We start from the raw sequence: 17,284 nt of genomic DNA, 5'->3' as shown, positions 1-17,284 counted from the left end.
CCGGACCACGGCCGAGGACCGGGCGCTCGCCCAATGCCGTAGCGCGGGCGGCAACTGCCAGGTCAAGGTGTGGACGTGTAATTCGACGCCCGGCACGGAACCGCCCGCCGCGCCCCTGGAGCCGCCTTACGACGGTCTCTACTTCGAGCCGGCGCCGAGATAGTTCGGGCGGGTCGGGGCGGCACCCTCCCGCCCGTCCGCCTCGCCTTTGCAATCTCTGCCGCCTGTGATTCAATGCCTGTGGTTCAGCGCTAGTGCCGTGCCAGAGGCGTGGCATCCTGGCCATCGGACAACATCGCTCATGCCGCCCACGCGCCCGAGACTGTCCCGCCTCGCCACCCTTTGCGCCGTCACGCTCCTTTGCGCGTGCAGCGAGCCGGTGCCGATGGGTTCGGCTGTCTATCGGCACGATGCCAAGGCGCCGCGTTGTGAGCCGGGCTCACGCCCGGGGGCGGCGGGAATCACGAACCACGAGTCGACTTCGAAAGAGGTGCCGTTCAACCACCTGCGCCTGTCCCCCGCGGTACTGGAGGAGTTGGCGACGATCCCCGCGCTCGTCGCTAGGAAATGGTGTATCGATGAGAACGAAAAATGACTTATTGTGTAGGCATCTTGCTCGATAAAGGGATGATCTTTGCCTCGGACTCTCGCACGCACGCCGAAGTGGACGATTTTGCAAAGTTTTGCAAAATGACGGTGTTCGAACGCTGTGGTGACCGGGTGATCGTTCTATTGAGCTCGGGTAATCTGGCGGGTACACAGGCGGTGATCAGCGTGCTGAAGCAACGGGGTGACGCCGAGGGCGCGGTGCGCAATTTATGGAACGCGCAGACCATGTTTGACGTCGCGGTTTTGGTGGCGGATGCGATGCGCGACATTGATCGCCGCGACGGTCAGTATTTGGCAGAGAGTGCCATCAAGTTCAACGCCTCGTTCATACTCGGCGGACAACTTAGCGGCGAGTCTTTGCGGCTTTTTCGGATTTATGCGGAGGGCAATTTTATCGAGGCGGGGCTCGACACGCCCTATCTGCAGACCGGTGAAACAAAATACGGAAAACCTATCATCGATCGCGTGATTACCCGTTCCACGACACTCGCCGATGCTGCGAAATGCGTGCTGGTTTCGTTCGATTCGACCATGCGAAGTAACTTGTCGGTAGGCATGCCAATCGATCTGATTTGCTACCAACGGGACAGTCTTAAAATGCAGATGCGTCGTCGGTTCGACGAGGGGGATGCGTATTTCACCGCGCTTAGCAGTCAATGGAGCGAAGGTGTGCGGCACGTATTCAGCGAGCTCCCCGAGTTGCCTTGGTAACCTGGCCCGGTACATCGATATCGGGTCGGCGAAGCTCTAACGTCAGGAGACCCATTATGAAGATTAGCATTGGCTACGAATTGATTTACGACTGCCTGCAGCCGACGCCGATGATATTGACCTTGAGCGTCCACTTCACGCGCGTCTCCGATATCATCGTTCCCGACCACCTCATCGCCGACCCGCCGGTCCCGATCACAGCCTATCGTGATGGCTTTGGCAATTGGTGCAGCCGGATCGTAGCGCCGAAGGGCCAAATTCGGCTCTCCGCCAATGCGGTCGTGAAGGACCCCGGGAAGCCGGATGTGGTCGCCGCCTGGGCGGGACAGACGCCGGTGGAAAACCTGCCCGAGGAAACCCTGGTGTTTCTCCTGGGAAGCCGATACTGCGAAACCGATCGGCTATCCGAGGTGGCCTGGGGGCTCTTTGGCGACCTCCCGATCGGATGGGGACGCGTCCAAGCGATCTGCGACTTCGTCCATAAGCATATCGCTTTTGGATACGAGCATGCGCGCTCCACGAAGACGGCCTGGGAGGCTTTCGATGAGGGGACCGGCGTCTGCCGTGATTTCACGCACCTCGCCATCGCATTCTGCCGGTGCATGAACATCCCCGCACGCTATTGTACCGGCTACCTGGGGGACATGGGCGTACCGCCACCACATGACCCGATGGATTTCGCCGCCTGGTTCGAGGCATATCTTGACGGTCATTGGTACACCTTTGACGCTCGGAACAACACGCCGCGCATCGGCCGGGTGCTGATCGCCCGCGGTCGCGACGCGGCTGATGTCCCCATCAGCCACACCTTCGGCCGCAACAAGCTAACGAGCTTCAGGGTATGGACAGACGAATTGAGCGAAGGATGAATCCGACTGCTCGGCCGACACGAGCATCGAGCTCAAAACCGGCTGCCGTGGCACCAGGCCAATTAGATCAGGTAGCTATTTATTGCTAACTCACATGATCTGTAACAACGTAAGCGTCCGGCGCGCTTTCTGCGGGTGGTGACGTTTCCGGAACGGCGTTGCGAGGCGCGGGATCTCTGGCATCATCTGATCACGGCGGCGCCCGCGGGCGAGATCTGGCGCACACCCCCGCGGACGATCCTGCGCTCGCGCGGCGCCTGCTGCGCGCTGCGGGTAAGGAGCCGCAACGCTCGCGCCTTATCGCGGTTTACGCCGAGCTTTGTCGCCGCCTGGCTGAGGGACGCCAGCTCCTTGGCCTCGATTGATTGCGTTATTGTCACCTGCGAGCACGCGAGCCGCCGCGTGCCGTCCCGCTACCGTGCGTTATTTCGTGGTCAGGAAGCAGTGCTGAAAACTCATCGCGGATCCGATCTCGGCGCGCTGCGGCTCGCGCGCGAGCTTGCGACGGCGTTGGAAGCACCGCTCTTCGCCGGGAGCATAAGTAGGCTGTTAATCGATCTGAATCGCTCTTTACATCACGTGAAGTTGTACTCCGCCATCACGCGGGCTTGTCCCGAGAGCGATCGGCGGAGGCTCGCCGCGAACTATTACCTGCCGTATCGGAACGCGGTGGAAAATTGGATCGCGCGCCGCGCCCGCCGAGGCCGCACCGTGTTGCACCTTTCCGTCCATAGCTTCACGCCGGTTTTGGACGGCCAGGTACGGCATGCCGATATCGGGCTTCTTTACGATCCCCGGCGAGCGTTGGAACGAACGCTCTGCGGCGCGTGGCGCCGGGTCCTTTGCAGCGCGGCGCCTGAGCTTACGCTACGGCTAAATTACCCTTATCGCGGTACGGCGGACGGCTTTACGGCATATCTCCGCCACGGATTCCCTTCCGTCGCTTATCTCGGGATCGAAATAGAAGTCAACCAAACGCATGTCCGTATCGGCTGGAAGCCGCTACGACAGTTGCTTCGCACGACGCTCAAGGAAACTCTTTGCAGCATGCTTCCATCGGCTGCTTAATCGCTGTTTAATGGCAACTGCACCGAATACACGACCTGATCGTGACCCACAGCATGCGGCAGGCGGCGCGGGGCAAGGACAGCCCCGCCCTGATGCGGCACGGCGATGTACGGCGGGTCCGCAGCCCTACCGAGCGCGGGGCGCCTGGGGCCGATCCCGGTACCGCGACGTGACCGTCGCGGGCGGCTCCCCGCAACATGTCCTTGACCACGAGGCCACCGCTGCTGTGCGTGACGAACACGAGGTGGCGGTAGGCCTGAAGCTCGGTGTCGAGCCAACTCTTCAGATCATCGGCCGCCTGTGGGATCGCGGCCCGCTCCCAGGGCCTGGACGGGTACGAGAACGAAACGACGTCGAGGTCCAAACCGGCCTCCAGGACCCACTGAGGCATACGGCCCCAAGTCCGGCGACTGTTCCCGGACCCCATGGACGAACACCACGAGTGCCTCCGGGTTTGCAGGGGAAGCCGCGGCTGTGGACGAGCCCACACCGGCTCGAGCTGGGCCAGGGGTCGGTGCTCATGAGCGGATAGGATAGTCGGCTTCGATCGCAAGGCGCACCGACCGGGGCAGGGAAGCTGGTACGCAACCGACTTCTTGCCAGACCTCCCCGCTCGGCTTAGTGTGTGTCGAATCGCGAGTCGGTGCGGTGTAGAGTACGATTCGAATACCGGCGCGCGGTATCGTTCCGATGTCGGGAGAAGTACGAGCCCGTGAAGATCTACGCGAATGAGTGTGTCGCGCAGGTGGCCCTCATTCGAATTGTACGATCCCTGCGAGACGTCCTACGGGGATCAGGGGGAAAATATCTGCGGCAGCGGGGTGTGACGCTACTTACGACTTAAGAGACAACCAGAGATCTGCGAAAGAGGCTACCATGCAGAAACGCGAAAAAGTAAAAACGCTTCTAGGCGCCGAAGCCCCGCGCGAGCGGGTGCTCGTCAAGGGCTGGGTCAGGACGCGCCGGGACGCGAAGGGACTCTCGTTCCTTGAGCTTAACGACGGGTCGTGCCTCGGAAACATCCAAATCATCGCGGAGGCCGGGCTCGGTAACTATGCCGAGGTCAAGGATCTCGGCACCGGCGCGGCGATTGCCGTAGAAGGCAGGCTCGTCGCCTCGCCCGCGAGCGGGCAGCGTTGGGAAGTCCAAGCCGATAGCATCGCGATCATCGGGACCTGTCCCGAGGATTACCCGCTGCAGAAGAAGCGGCATTCCGACGAGTTCTTGCGCACCATCGCGCACCTGCGACCGCGCACCAATAAATACGGCGCTCTGTTCCGCGTGCGCTCGCGGCTCGCCCATGCTATCCACCAATTCTTCCAAGACCGCGGTTTCTACTATATCCAGACCCCGATCCTGACTGCCTCGGACTGTGAAGGGGCCGGGGAAATGTTCAGCGTCACCACGCTCGATCTCAACAATATCCCCAAGCGTGACGGACGGGCCGATTTCAGCGAGGATTTTTTCGGGAAGGAAGCGAAGCTGACGGTCTCCGGCCAGCTCTCGGGCGAGATGTTCGCGCTCGGGCTCGGTGAGATTTACACCTTCGGTCCCACCTTCCGCGCCGAGAATTCCAACACCGCCCGCCATATGGCCGAATTCTGGATGATTGAGCCGGAGATGGCTTTCCATGATCTCGACGCCGACATGGACCTCGGCGAGGAGTTCATCCGCCATTTGGTCACCTACGTCTTGGATCACTGCCGCGAGGATCTGGGGCTCTTCGCGCGTTTTGTGGACCCATCGCTGCTTCCGACACTGGAGAATATCGCCGCAAACGCGTTCGAGCGCTTGCCTTATAGCGATGCCATCGAGATCCTGCGGGGCTCGGGCGAATCCTTCGAGTTCGAGCCGGCGTGGGGCGCCGATTTGCAAACCGAGCACGAACGCTACCTGACCGAGCGTCATTTCAAGAAACCGGTCATCGTCCATGACTATCCCAAGGTCATCAAGGCGTTCTACATGCGTCTCAACGACGATGGACGGACGGTCGCGGCGATGGACGTCCTGGTACCGAGGATCGGGGAAATCGTCGGCGGCAGCCAGCGGGAAGAGCGCTTCGATGTGCTCCGGTCGCGCATCAACGAGATGGGCTTCGATGAGGGACACTATTGGTGGTATCTGGACTCGCGCCGCTTCGGCAGTGTGCCTCACAGCGGTTTCGGGCTCGGCTTCGAGCGGTTCCTGATGCTCGTGACCGGGGTGACCAACATCCGCGATGTGATCCCGTTCCCGCGCACGCCCAAGCACCTCGAGTTTTGATCTCGGCGCCAGGACCCACTGAGGCATATGGCTCCAAGTCCGGCGACGGTTTCCAAGACCCCATGGACGAACACCACGAGTGCCTCCGGGTTTGCAGGGGGGAGCCGCGGCCTTGTAGACGAGCCCATACCGGTCGAGCTGGTCCAGAAGTCGGTGCTCATGAGCGGATAGGATAGTCGGCTTCGATCGGTTGGGCGAAGCAGTCGCCCGCGTCGACGTAGACCTCCCACCACGCCGGGGTCTCCTGCGCCATCTTGACCAACATCCAGATGGCGTACGTCAGGTCGTAAGTCAGCTTCGGCCGACTTCTACTCCGGCACACGATCCCGCCGGGCGTGGCGGGCGTCTACAACGCTCCCGGCTACTGCGGCAACGGTCTCTGCACCTACCTGGACGGCCTCCTGCAGTCGATCATGGTCGCTCCCGTGTCCCCTCGGCCCACGCAAACGTGCACCAGCACTCGCCGGGCGCGGAGGGACGGGTCTGCGACTCTGACCCGGTGTTCGCCAACGGCGGCGGGAACATGATGTACCGGGGCTACTTCCTCGAGCAGCTCGCCCACCTGCGCCGCATCTCAGGCGACGCCAAGTACGACGCGCCCTTCGACCTCGTCTACGAAGACGAGAGCCGTTACCGGTACACCGAAGAGATCGCCGCCGGGCTGTGCGAGCAGTTCAAGGCGCCCATGGACGCACCTGAAATCCCTACTTCCCGGAACCCCCGCGGGTGAAATCCCCGGCCCGTTCCAGATCGGCAAGCGAGTTGACGTCCAGCCAATGGCCATGGATGTACAGCACCCGGACGGGCCGACCCAGGGCGACCAGGTGGTTGAGGAGATCGGGGATGGAGAGCTTTGGAGACTCCGGCCGCCCGCGCAGCGTGGCGAGCGCGTCTGTGAGCCAGTCGCGGCCCGCGCCGCGGACCCGCAGCATGCCGATGAAGCGGCCCGACGGCGCAACACCAGCGGCCGGTCGTTCGCTCGAGATGCGCAACAAGCGGATGTCCGGGGCGAGGAGTGATCGATCGTCGGGGCGCGAGCAATAAGCGAGATCCGGGCTGCCGCTCGGTGGGGCGAGGATGGGCGCCGAATCGACCACAACCGTGATCTCGGCGTCGCTGTCCAGGAGATCACGCAGGATATAACCCCGGAACAGGAGATCGCCGTAGAGGATCACCATGTCCTCGGTGAAGCGGGGTGCCGCACACGCGAGCGACCAGAGCTCACCGCTCTCGTCATGGTCCTCGTTGACGACCAGGGTGATGCCGGCCAGATCGACCGTGTCGGCGCGGTAACCGGCGACCACCGTGATGTCGTTCACCGCCTGTTTCTTCAGCTCGTCCGCCAGCCGGCGCAGGAGCGGTTTGCCGCCGACGGACAGCATCCCCTTGGGCCGGCCCTCGGTCAGGTCCGCGAGCGCCTGGCCTCGGGTCGCGGCCAGGATCACGGCGCTCGTGTCGGGGCGCCGCAGGCCGGCGTAGCGGCGCTCGGCGGCCGCTAGCTCCGCCGCCCCTTGCAGGCGGAAGACCTCCTCGACCGACGCGATGTGATCTTCGACGTGGACCGGTGTGTCAGCGGCGTGGATGCTCTTTGCCGCCGCCTGCATCGCCCCGACCGCCGCGCGCAGCATGTGGTTGGCCCAGATGACGAGGCTCACCCGCGCCTCGCGATAGACCGTGAGCGGCGTGCTGTAGTACTTGGTCGGGACGATCACGAGCGGCGCACGCCCGGCCCATTCCCGGGCGAAAGCGACGATCTCGTCAGGACGCGGGAGCTTGCTGTGGATCAGGATCGCATCCGCCCCGGCGGCGTGATAGGCCTCGGCGCGCTTCAAGGCCTCGGCGAGCCCGTGGCCCGCGATGAGAGCCTCGACTCTCGCCACGATACAGAAGTCGGGGTCTTCCTGGCTGTCCTTGCCGGCCTTGACCTTGCCGCAGAACTCCTCGATGTCGCAGAGTGCCTGGCGCTCGCCGCCGATGAAGCTGTTGGTCTTAGGGAACAACTTGTCTTCGATGCACACCCCGGCGATCCCGCGCTGCCCGAGCTTCTTGACCAGGCGGCGGAGGTTATTGAAGTTCCCGTACCCGGTATCGCCGTCGAGGAGGATCGGGATGTCGGTCACGTCCGCCATGAACTCCAGCATTTCGACCACCTGGGTCCAGCTCGCCTCGTTGTTGTCGCGCACGCCATACTGAGCCGAAAGGGTGAGGCCGCTCGCCCAGATCCCGGCAAACCCGGCCTCCTCCACGATGCGGGCGCTCATGCCGTTGTGGGCCTCCATGAGCGATTCGCTCCGTGGGGAATAGAGGAGCCGGCGCAGTCGCAGGGACTTCGAGACGGCAGGCGCAGGGTCAGGGTGATTCATGGTTCGGAGAGTGCCGGGAGGACTTCTTCCTCGGCACGGCGTAGGTCTTCGGGAAAATCGATCTCGATCCACGGCAGACCAGTGATGTCTTCAAAGCCAAAATCGTTCGGATTGGCCAGGAGGAGTTCGCGGATCGTCTCTTCGTAGGGCGCCTCGGCCCGCCCCTCGTGGAGGTAGACCTCCGTGCGGCCGACAAGCTCGGCCGCCGCCCTTGCCGAGAAACGGAAAAGGCCCACCGACTCGCCCGCATAATCATAGCGGAGCGCTGGGCTGACCTCCTTTCGGAATTCGACCAAACGCCCGTCGCGCACGCACAGCTTCACGGGCTCGGGTCCGGGCTCGAAGTCGCGGTCGAGGAGGAAGCAATTCGCGATGGGGCTCTGGATGAGGCGGCGCAGGAGGGGCAGGCCGCACAGGACATCGGCATCCATCAGGACGATATCCCGCCCGGCAGAGAGCTCGTCCCTGGCCCGCCACAGGCTCAGGATGCTGCCCTGCCGGTAGTCGGGGTTCACGAGGGTTTTGATGCCGGTCCGGCCTCGGAGTGCGTCCTCTATCCGATCCTTCTGATGGCCCAGGACCAGCACCACCTCGTCCACCCCGAGCCGTTCCAGATGATCGAGGTGGCGGTCGAGGAGGGTGCGCCCGCCGATCCGCAGGAGGCACTTGGGGTGATCGATCCCGAGCCTCTGGCCGACCCCGGCCGCGAGGATGACCGCCCTTGGCGGGGCCCGGTCCTGTTCGGGGATCACTGGCCGGTACGCGGGCGCTTGCCGCCACCGAAGGCCGCGGCGAAGCCGAAATAGGCGATGGCGTCCTTCATGTTCGACACGAAGCGCCACATGGGCGACATCCTCGGATCGGTGACGTACTCCAGGGTGAGCGCGATGCGCTCTTCGCCGCGCCCGAGCGGCGTGATGCGGTGGTAGAGCCCGTCGCCGTCGAAGACCACCAGAGTGCCGGGATCGGTGGCCACGCTGTGGATCTCGCGCTCATGCTTGGCGCGCTTGGGGCGGTCGAGCTGGTATTCCAGCCGGCTGCCCGAGCTCTCCACGAGGCCGATCAAGACGGTGTAGCGCCGCCCTCGATAATACGAGTTGTCGTAGTGCCAGCCGATGTGGTCGCCCTCTTCCGTGTAGTAGTAGAGGGCATAGGTGTGCGGATCGTCCAAAGGACACGGAAGGAGGCGCTCCCCGGTGATCTGTTCCAGGCAGCGCGTGAATGCCGCCGAACGATACAGCTCGCCGAACACCGGCGCCAGGCGGTCGAGCTGGAAGCGGCTGATGCTGCCGCCCTTCTTGTGGCCGGGGAGATAGTTGCGGTGCACCTCCGGGCGCAGCGCCGGGAGGGCGGCGAGCAGAACCTCGAGGACCGGCTTCGCGAGGGCCCCGCGCACGATCAGGCACCGGTGCCGGCGGCGAAATTCCGCGCCGAGCGCATCAAGGTCCTGGCCGGTGAGAGGCCCGGGTTCGGGTAGGGCGGTCATCCAGAAACCGTTCTTGGGCGTAAGTGTCTCAAGCGCTATCCGAAAGGGAGACGGGGGTCGTTGCGGCGGACGGCCCGTTGACGATAGTGGCCGGTCACGAAGCGGCGGCGCAACAAATGTACGCTAGGCGGTTTATACTGTAACATTATTGCAGCGGAAGAACCCCTCTTGTGTATCGAAATAGTAACAGGTGGCCAATCCTTTAATGTCCCAGTGCCCATGGGATCACCCTCCTCACGGAGACCGCTCTCCCCGGACGATCTGCGGCGCGCCGGTCAAGCCGAGGGGGTCGAGGTCGATCCCGCCTTCGGCCTTGGCGGGCCGGCGGGCGGGCCCGCTTGATGCTAACGGATCGATACTTATGACCTATGTGAAACCCTTGTGTCTGGTCCTCGGGGTCCTACTCCTCGCGCTTGCGGTGCGGGATATGGACATGACCGCGGTCCTGAACCATGTCCGGGACATCGGGCTCCTGGGGATGGTCTTCGTGCTGCTGTTCTTCGCCGCGACCTTCCTGATGGACGTGGCGGGGTGGCAGCTCACCCTCCTGACCGTGCCCCTCAACCTGCGCTGGTTGTGGCGATTGTATCTCGTGCGTACGGCCGGAGAGGCCATCAACAACATCACGCCGTTCGGCTCCATGGGCGGCGAGCCGGTCAAGGCCTTGATGCTCAAGGCCCGTTACGGAGTCGGGTACCAAGACTCGGGCGTCTCGCTGATCCTGGCCAAGACGCTGATCCTGATGGCCTTGGTGGTATTCCTGGCCCTGGGTTTCGGGCTGCTCCTGCCGGCCGAGCGGCTGAGTGATTCGTACAAGGCCATCGCCGGGCTCGGTCTCGCCGGGCTCGCCACGGGCATCGGCCTGTTCTTCTTGATGCAGCGTTACCGGATCAGCTCGTGGGTGGGCCGGCATCTCGGCGCCCGCTGGCCGGGTTTCCGCTGGGACCGTGCCGTTCGGTTGGTACACGGGTTCGACGAGCGCATGGCGGGCTTCTACACCGCGCACCGCGGACGCATGGTCGGGGCGTTTCTGTTCGCGCTCCTCAATTGGCTCATGGGGATGGGTGAGGTCTATGCCGTGATGTACCTGCTCGGGCACCCCGTGAGCTTCGTCGATGCGTGGATCATGGAGGCGCTGGTACAACTGGTGCGGGCCGGGACCTCCTTCATCCCCTCCAGCCTGGGGGCCCAGGAGGGGACATTCAAGGTGGTGTGTGCGGCCTTGACCGGCGATCCGAGCCTGGGGCTCGCCTGCGCGGTGGTGCGCCGCGTCCGCGAGATCATCTGGATCGCGGCCGGGATCGGGCTCTGGTGGACCTTTGCGGGTGGCGAAGCTGAGGCCGAGGCACCCCAGGATGCGGCACTGGAGGCACCACGGCCGTAAGCGCATGTGCTGCCCTAAAGAGAGCCGGGCGTGAGAGGGCGTCCTCGTAGCGTTTGCTGTACTCGCACCGCTCTTCACAGACACCATCGTGGCCCACCTCGATCACCTCAAGGAGCGGATCGGCTACCTGAAGTTATGGCAAAGTATTGTCATAGCGGTGGACGTCAGTCTTCTCGGTTGGCTTGTAGCGAATGCACAAGGCCCCGATAACGCGCAGGGTACCAATCTCCTTCTCCTCATCCTGGCGGGCGTTCTGATAGCACTGCTCGGTGCAATGGCGGTGTTCCTTCATAGTAAGATCGCGGGGTGTATTGACGAGATCGAACGGGCTTAACCATGGATACCTACAATGTGATCCTCATCTTTGCGTTTGTCGTCGTGCTCGTTATCATCGGCATCGCGTATGACGCCGCCCGTCGTGGCCCGTAGCCCGGTCCGATAGCTCACCGAGGCTGAGGTGGCCGCGCTCGGCACGAGATCCAGTCGCCGTGACGCCATACCGTCTGGACCAGAAGATCGCAGTCCTCACCGGGTCGAGTAGCGGTATAGGCCGGGCGATCGCCCGGCTCTTCGCCCTGCAAGGCGCGCGCGTGGTGGTGAACTACCACCGATCTCAGGCCCAGGCCAAGTTGCTTTGCGCCGAGATCCGCGCAGCCGGCGCAGAGGCACGCGCAATCCAGGCGGACGTCTCTTCTTCGGCCGACGTCGATCGCCTCGTCGAGGCGACCCTCACGGCCTTCGGCCGCATCGATATCTGGGCCAACATCGCCGGCGCCGATATTTTGACTGGTTCCGGGGCCGTGCTCTGCGACAACGAAAAGCTCGAACGCCTTATCGCGGTGGACCTCAAGGGTACCATCCAGTGCTCCTGGCGCGTCGCCCCCATCATGAAGGCCGCGGGGTCGGGGGTGATCCTCAACATGTCCTGGGACCTGGCCTTGTCGGGGATGGCGGGGCGCAATCCAGAGATGTTCGCGGCCGTCAAGGCCGGGGTGCTCGGCTTCAGCAAATGCCTGGCGCGCTCCTACGCGCCCGAGGTCCGGGTCAACGAGCTGGCGCCCGGCTGGATCCGCACCGCGTTTGCCGACGAGGTCATGGCGCGCGAGGCACAGGAGGCAGTGATCGCAGACACCCCGCTCAGGCGCTTCGGGGTCCCGGAAGACGTGGCGCACGCGGCCCTGTATCTCTGCTCCGAGGAGGCCGCCTTCATCACCGGTCAGACGCTCAGGGTCGACGGCGGGCTGGCATCGTAACGCCCGTCACGCCCCTTTCCAATGGGAAGGATATACCCATCGCGTACAGGATATCGGTGTTGGAACAGCGAGAAGGTCTGAATCGGATCGCCCATCCCCTCGCCCCCTCCCGTTGGGGTCTCCGGGGGAGAGGGGGCAAAACGGAGATAGGTCAGTTCGACCGGACAGGGACGGTCCGGATATCGGCTGACCCACCATGCCCCAAGCGAGTTGTGCAGGAGAAACTGGACCATGTAGGGCTCGGTGAAGAGCTGGGTCACGGCGGGCAGCTCGTCCGCCCCGATCTTCACCTCGGAGTGGTTCACCTCGGCCTTCTTCTTCGACTGCCAGAACTGGTATACCGAGCCGAGCGAGTCCGTCGCGGTGAACACATCGGCCGCGAGATCCTCGACCAACGATTCCAGCTTCAACCGGTACTCGCGGGCGAACTGGACTTCGAACACCGGGCGATCGGGTCGAAACACCTGCGGTAACATGCGACGCGCGAAGCGCGCGGCGAGCGCCCACTTGTCGGAACCCTCCTCCTTTGCCAGCTCCTCGCATTCTTCCAGGTTGATGGCGACACCCATCTCCGGCTCGATGAGCAGATGATTCTCCGACAGGAACCGGGCGAACAGCATCCCGTGCCAGCGCTCGTAGGCGCACTCATGGACCAGGTGCCCGATGCCCTGGCTCCCGGAACGCGCATCGAGACGGTCGCCGAGCTGCCGCGCGTGGGCGCGCAGGCGACGTCGCAGGGTGCGCTGCCCGGAGGTCATGTGTCCGTAGGGCTCATGGTGCTGCACGGCGAGCGCCTCCAGCGCTGCGCGCGCGCCTTTCTCGGCTACGTCACGGGCCCGAACAACGGTTTTTTCGAGTTGCTTGCGCAGTTCCGGCGAGAGCGTCTTCATGGTTCCAAAGTCACTCGAAATCCGAGCGCGGCAACCCTGACTGCCGGATGATTGACATGAGCGTTCCCGCACGCAGCTCCTTGTGGAGCCGGTACTGGGAGCGTGATGGTGCTATGCGCGTCGATCTTTTGCATCACCACATGGCTACCACGTCGCCTGACCTCCACGAAGCCGTGACCAGCGAGTATCTGGCAGACCTCGCGCCCGGAAAGTACCCGCTGCTTAGGCAACGGCAACCTCGACGTGGGTCACGTAGACTTCGTCGTGGACTCTTTGTTGAATTTCCGCGGGGGAAGCCGTCTCGAAAAACAACTCCAACGCTTCCTTGAGGTTGTTGCGCGCTTCGTCCACGGTAGCTCCTTGGCTCGCGACATCCACTTCCGGGCACAAGGCAACGTAGCCGTCGCCCTCCCGCTCAATAATCGCCGTCAACTGTCTGGTCATCGCCACGCTCTCCTGTTCTCGATTACGATTTCGTCAGCTTACTGGGGATGCGTCGGCGGTCTCCCTCACTTTCGCCAGCAGGGTCGACTCGAAGCGCTCGGTCCCCCCACCCTGGAACACCTTCGCCCCGTCGATAACCTCTGCGACCAGCGTGCGCAGACTGTTTGTCGCCTCCGTCAGGCGTGTCTCCATCCCCTGGCGAGCCTCGATGCCCTCCGCCGTCGAGGGGACTCCTTTGTATTCCAGCGTATCCCGGGCAGCGCTCTGGGCAGCGATGACCCGGGCCAACGCATCGGCACGCGATTTGGGGACGAACACGTGGATCACTGGGCTGTCAAGTCCCACCGCACGCGCATCTGCGATTACGCTCTTTTCGTCCGCGCCCCAGCCGTTACGTATCCACACCGGGATTTCGTGCCCAGTCCCCTGCGGCGGCTCGGCGCCGAAGTGCAAAGCAAGCTTCCGGGGTTCTTTGCACTTGCCGTGTAGGAGCTTCACGGACCCCACGGCGTCCTGGACCGCGGCGCCAAGGAGTTGCGCGCGCTTGCCACTCATGCGCGTCGGATCGTTGATGAGCTTCGTCTGCCGATTACGGAACTCGGCCTCCCACTCGCTACTCTCGCGGGTCTGAAGACTGTACTCGTCGTCCAGCCTCATGAGCGTGCCGGTGGCGACTAGCTCATCCAGCAGCTTCGGTACATGCGCTCGCAGTATGGAGCCATCCTTTGCCAAGTCCTTCACCAGTAGATCGGCCAGCGCATCGGCCGTGGCACGAACCCCGATATCCACCCCGGCTTCCCGTGGGAGTTTTCTGATCAGGAACACGAGAGCACATAGGCGCGACTTGAGATAGCCATCCGGCGTGTCGTCATCCTGCTCGATGATGGTTTCGTTGACCTCTCGTAGTAGCACGCCGGACTGGAGCAAATTCGCGGAGATCTCCTCGAACAGGAAGTCGCCCGGAACGACCGTACCGACCGGATCCTCTGCAGTCCGCCGAATGGCGTCGTAGACGATCCGAAGCTGTGTCCGGAGCTGCCCTGCGGTGCCCGCACGGTCGACCGCGCGAAGGGTGTGCTCCCAGAAGCGCCGGCGCACCGGCAGCAGCGGGTAATCCTCAACTAGGACCGACTTGTCCTCGTTGCGAGGACCTATCTTGGTACCGACGAGGTGTCGATCGAGTTCTCCCGCATTGGTCTCCAAGGTCGACTTGGCGTCGTTGACACGGTCGGGGCGCTTCGCCAAGACGACCCGGCGGGTCACCGTCTCGACGTCGTGATCGGAGAGCTCCACGTTGACGGTGAAGCGTCCCTGCAGCCGCTGCAGCGCAGGTGTACCGGAGAGTGCCGTCTGGCCCGTGCCGAGAAACAGCAAGCGGTCGCCGAAGCGCTTACTGCATGCCTCGACCACCTCCTGAACCACATACGAGCGAGTGGTGTCGTCCCCGATGTACTGCTGCACCTCGTCGAGGATGATCACGGTATAGGGCATGTGGCCGTCGGCCGCAAGCGTATCCTGCAATGCGCTCACGAATTGGTCCGTGGTGATGTCTTTTGGCTTCGGAAACTGAGCACGCAGGGCCGCCTTGGCCTCCTTCTCGTTGGCTGCGAAGCTTGGATCCGCCGCGAGCAGGGCTTTAGCGATCAGGGGGCTGACGTACATGTCATGCATCTCCCGGCGAAAATCACGTCCCTCCCCTTCGATGGCGGCGCACACTCGGTCATAGATTTCGTTCTTCTTCAACCAGAGGCAGAACTGCGCCTGCGGGAGGCTCTCGGGCAGCCCCGCGGACTGGAACACGATCCCGACCAGCGCGAGCCGAACACTGTCGCCAGCACCGGCGCCCAGCGTTCCGGCTGCCGCATGCAGGCCCTGTCTACGCTTGCCCAGGGTCGAGATCTCCTTGAGCATATCCTGGACATCGTTCGGCAACCGAGCCAAACCGCGGGCACTGGCGCCATCCTCCAGGAAGGTATAGTCCGTCCACAGGAAACGCAGCATCTTGGCCAAGTGGGATTTACCGCTACCGAAGAACCCGCTGACCCACGCTGCCGGTTGCTCGGGTTGACCCTGGTTGCTGACGTAGGAGTCGAGAATACGGACCAGGCCTCGCTGGTACTCCCCTTCGCACACGAAGTGCTCGAGCTCGAAGCGCAGGGTGCGGCGTTCATCGTCGGTGTGAGCGTCGGTCATCGTCGCGACGCCGTTGTTCAGCAAGGTGATCTTGCTCGGGTCTCTCTGGTAGAGATGCCGGTTTTTCATACCTCGTACACCCCTCGATCTTCTTGCAAGGTGATCGGGACTGCGAGGTAGTTCCACCCATCCCGTGCATCCAACAATCGGTAGTTGCTGTTCTCGTACTCGCCGGGGAAGAACACAACCACTCGGCCTCTGATATCCCGCTCGATCTCTTTCATTAGTTCCGAGACACGGACGAATCAAAAAAGCGAGGCGATGCCATAGACACCCACAACCGAATTCTCGTCAACCTCAGGCGCCGTAAGCACGGCGCGCACTCGCCCGGCTACATGTTCCAGAAAGTCGTCTTCTAGCTTTAAGTCGAGATCTTCTGGAGACTCGAAGTAACTGTCCCGGTACTCCGTTTTCCCCATCCACTCCGCAAAGACCTTAGTCAAATCACACTCTTTCCATCCGTGCCCTGTCTCCGCGGTGGCCAACGCGAACAGATCTTTACGTGCCCGCAGCCGCCGTTCGTCGGCTTTGTCGTAGACGACGAAGATGGTACGCTGCGCGCCCGCCAGGTCCTTTTGCCACGGAAGCGCGATATAGCTCTTGTAGCGGTCAGCCAACCTGTCGATGTGCCCCACGGATCAGCCCCCGTTCCTTTCGGTGAACAACGTCGGAAACGACACGTCAATCATCGATCCCGACTGCTTGAGATCGAGTAGTCCAAGCCGCTTCGCGCCTACCGAAACATCAATGATTTCGTCTGGACTGCCATCCAAAACGGAAACCCGGGGCGTCTGGAACAACAGGCGCCCACGCCGTCCGACGGCAAACCCAAGCAGCAGCGCATAGGCCGCCGCGGCCGGGGTTGCCTCGACGCGCTGCCTCGTCTTACGTCCTCGTCCACGCAAGTGGCCTGACTGGGTCCACGACGAAGCGGCGTTGCGGATTACCTTGTCGAGCGTGGCATCGTTCAATCGCTCACCTACCGCGTCCGAAAGCGCGTCTTTCATCGATTGCCGCGCGAACTCGTGCCCGAACGGAGTTGTCACCACAGCCCGAGCAGTTGCTCGTAGCAGCGGGTCACGCGCGAGCGCCAGCAGGAGGGCAAGAAGCGGGCGGCTGGTTTCGTGCCGTCCCCAAAGGTCTCTTAAGACGCGGAACAGAACGACCCGTGCATCAAGCCCATAGAGCTCGGTAAGCCTTTGGAGGGACAGCTTGCGGGTTGCCGCCGTCCTTTTCCCAAGGCAGTTGTGTTCCAAGACTGCATCTGCGTAGTCCTCACGGGAAGCCATGCCGGGAGTCGCGTCTAGGACGTGCGACAGCTCCTCGAGCATGATCGTGCGACTGGTGTGAGTGCCGCATTTACCACAGCGAAATCCCCAGGCCAGCGCCTGAGCAGGCGGGAGGCCGGCTATCCCGGCTTCAAAATTCAAAAATCGGATATCGCACTCACGGTCGGACACTATAGAGGTATCGAAAAAGATGTCAACTCTCGCCGGCATACTAGCCGGCGCGATAAGAGCTGTTTATAATACTCTGAAATGTGTACGATTACATCAAAGGATAGGAACTTCAACGCCCTTTGCAACCGGTCCTGTCGCGTCGGACGGGAAGGTGGGTGATGGGTGATTGGAGTTCCCCCCGTTCCGTGGACGATTTACGGCTTGGGATTCAAGCCGTGCATTGCGGTGGTTGCGGGTTCGGTGTTGAACATATCCTCCTCTCGTAGTTGACGGGTGACAAGTAGGCGATGGA

At 62.9% G+C, this 17,284-nt stretch carries 16 protein-coding genes and 3 pseudogenes; 9 read left to right on the top strand and 10 right to left on the bottom strand.

All coding sequences use genetic code 11. The annotated features are described in order from the left end of the window. Positions 1-301: 301 nt before the first annotated feature. The 4 genes from M3461_21460 to M3461_21445 all read left to right on the top strand — a co-directional run bounded on the left by M3461_21460 (position 302) and on the right by M3461_21445 (position 3,257). Complete coding sequence (locus M3461_21460; protein ID MDQ3776730.1) at positions 302-595, top strand: hypothetical protein; 294 nt, start codon at positions 302-304, stop codon at positions 593-595. Next, positions 592-1,320, top strand: coding sequence for a peptidase (locus tag M3461_21455; GenBank protein ID MDQ3776729.1), 729 nt, complete (start codon positions 592-594; stop codon positions 1,318-1,320). The genes M3461_21460 and M3461_21455 overlap by 4 nt, the downstream gene beginning before the upstream one ends. A 56-nt stretch (positions 1,321-1,376) precedes the next feature. Then, complete coding sequence (locus M3461_21450) at positions 1,377-2,189, top strand: transglutaminase family protein (GenBank protein MDQ3776728.1); 813 nt, start codon at positions 1,377-1,379, stop codon at positions 2,187-2,189. Positions 2,190-2,327: 138 nt separating this feature from the next. Then, positions 2,328-3,257 carry an N-formylglutamate amidohydrolase gene (locus M3461_21445; protein ID MDQ3776727.1) on the top strand — a complete coding sequence of 310 codons (930 nt, stop codon included), beginning with the start codon at positions 2,328-2,330 and terminating at the stop codon, positions 3,255-3,257. 7 nt (positions 3,258-3,264) lie between these two features. Here M3461_21445 and M3461_21440 read toward each other — a convergent pair whose 3' ends face one another. Next, positions 3,265-3,648 carry a hypothetical protein gene (locus M3461_21440; GenBank protein MDQ3776726.1) on the bottom strand — a complete coding sequence of 128 codons (384 nt, stop codon included), beginning with the start codon at positions 3,646-3,648 and terminating at the stop codon, positions 3,265-3,267. Between the two features lie 485 nt (positions 3,649-4,133). Between M3461_21440 and asnS the strand changes: the two genes are divergently transcribed. Both asnS and M3461_21430 read left to right on the top strand, forming a co-directional pair. Beyond that, positions 4,134-5,519: an asparagine--tRNA ligase gene (gene asnS / locus M3461_21435; GenBank protein ID MDQ3776725.1), complete on the top strand. Its 1,386-nt coding sequence runs from the start codon at positions 4,134-4,136 to the stop codon at positions 5,517-5,519. A 448-nt stretch (positions 5,520-5,967) separates the two neighbouring features. Continuing rightward, entirely contained in the window at positions 5,968-6,249 is a 282-nt protein-coding gene (locus M3461_21430; GenBank protein ID MDQ3776724.1) for a hypothetical protein, read from the top strand. Here the strand turns inward: M3461_21430 and aepX are convergent. Genes aepX through M3461_21415 form a run of 3 tightly spaced genes read right to left on the bottom strand, consistent with a single transcriptional unit; the run spans position 6,224 to position 9,368 of the window. Then, the gene (gene aepX / locus M3461_21425; protein ID MDQ3776723.1) at positions 6,224-7,882 is read right to left on the bottom strand and encodes a phosphoenolpyruvate mutase; all 1,659 of its coding nucleotides are present in this window, start codon (positions 7,880-7,882) and stop codon (positions 6,224-6,226) included. The two genes, M3461_21430 and aepX, sit on opposite strands and share 26 nt — an antisense overlap. After that, complete coding sequence (locus M3461_21420) at positions 7,879-8,634, bottom strand: phosphocholine cytidylyltransferase family protein (protein MDQ3776722.1); 756 nt, start codon at positions 8,632-8,634, stop codon at positions 7,879-7,881. The genes aepX and M3461_21420 overlap by 4 nt, the downstream gene beginning before the upstream one ends. Beyond that, on the bottom strand, positions 8,631-9,368 hold the full coding sequence (locus M3461_21415; GenBank protein MDQ3776721.1) for a 2OG-Fe(II) oxygenase: 738 nt from the start codon (positions 9,366-9,368) through the stop codon (positions 8,631-8,633). The genes M3461_21420 and M3461_21415 overlap by 4 nt, the downstream gene beginning before the upstream one ends. A 361-nt stretch (positions 9,369-9,729) precedes the next feature. On the opposite strand from M3461_21415, the gene M3461_21410 reads away from it, so the two are divergent. The 3 genes from M3461_21410 (at position 9,730) to M3461_21400 (ending at position 12,005) form a co-directional block, all read left to right on the top strand. Beyond that, positions 9,730-10,752: a flippase-like domain-containing protein gene (locus tag M3461_21410; protein ID MDQ3776720.1), complete on the top strand. Its 1,023-nt coding sequence runs from the start codon at positions 9,730-9,732 to the stop codon at positions 10,750-10,752. Positions 10,753-10,840: 88 nt separating this feature from the next. Then, on the top strand, positions 10,841-11,086 hold the full coding sequence (locus M3461_21405; protein ID MDQ3776719.1) for a hypothetical protein: 246 nt from the start codon (positions 10,841-10,843) through the stop codon (positions 11,084-11,086). Positions 11,087-11,240: 154 nt separating this feature from the next. Further along, positions 11,241-12,005 carry an SDR family oxidoreductase gene (locus M3461_21400; protein MDQ3776718.1) on the top strand — a complete coding sequence of 255 codons (765 nt, stop codon included), beginning with the start codon at positions 11,241-11,243 and terminating at the stop codon, positions 12,003-12,005. Between the two features lie 191 nt (positions 12,006-12,196). Here M3461_21400 and M3461_21395 read toward each other — a convergent pair. From M3461_21395 to M3461_21370, 6 genes and pseudogenes are all read right to left on the bottom strand, one after another. Continuing rightward, positions 12,197-12,895, bottom strand: a pseudogene (locus tag M3461_21395) (BREX-1 system adenine-specific DNA-methyltransferase PglX). A gap of 10 nt (positions 12,896-12,905) precedes the next feature. After that, a pseudogene (locus M3461_21390) lies at positions 12,906-13,125 on the bottom strand (type II toxin-antitoxin system HicA family toxin). Then, the gene (locus tag M3461_21385) at positions 13,118-13,339 is read right to left on the bottom strand and encodes a type II toxin-antitoxin system HicB family antitoxin (protein MDQ3776717.1); all 222 of its coding nucleotides are present in this window, start codon (positions 13,337-13,339) and stop codon (positions 13,118-13,120) included. The pseudogene M3461_21390 and the gene M3461_21385 overlap by 8 nt, the downstream one beginning before the upstream one ends. 33 nt (positions 13,340-13,372) lie before the next feature. After that, positions 13,373-15,601: a BREX system P-loop protein BrxC gene (gene brxC, locus M3461_21380; GenBank protein MDQ3776716.1), complete on the bottom strand. Its 2,229-nt coding sequence runs from the start codon at positions 15,599-15,601 to the stop codon at positions 13,373-13,375. After that, positions 15,598-16,167: pseudogene (locus M3461_21375) on the bottom strand (DUF1788 domain-containing protein). Before M3461_21375 ends, brxC begins: the two are co-directional and overlap by 4 nt. A 3-nt stretch (positions 16,168-16,170) precedes the next feature. Next, positions 16,171-17,031, bottom strand: a complete 861-nt coding sequence (locus M3461_21370) for a hypothetical protein (protein ID MDQ3776715.1) — start codon at positions 17,029-17,031, stop codon at positions 16,171-16,173. Positions 17,032-17,284: the final 253 nt, after the last annotated feature.

Source organism: Pseudomonadota bacterium, from assembly GCA_030860485.1.
Lineage (GTDB): Bacteria > Pseudomonadota > Gammaproteobacteria > JACCXJ01 > JACCXJ01 > JACCXJ01.
Note: the sequence above shows the minus strand (reverse complement) of the source record. Positions and strands in the feature narration are given on the sequence as shown.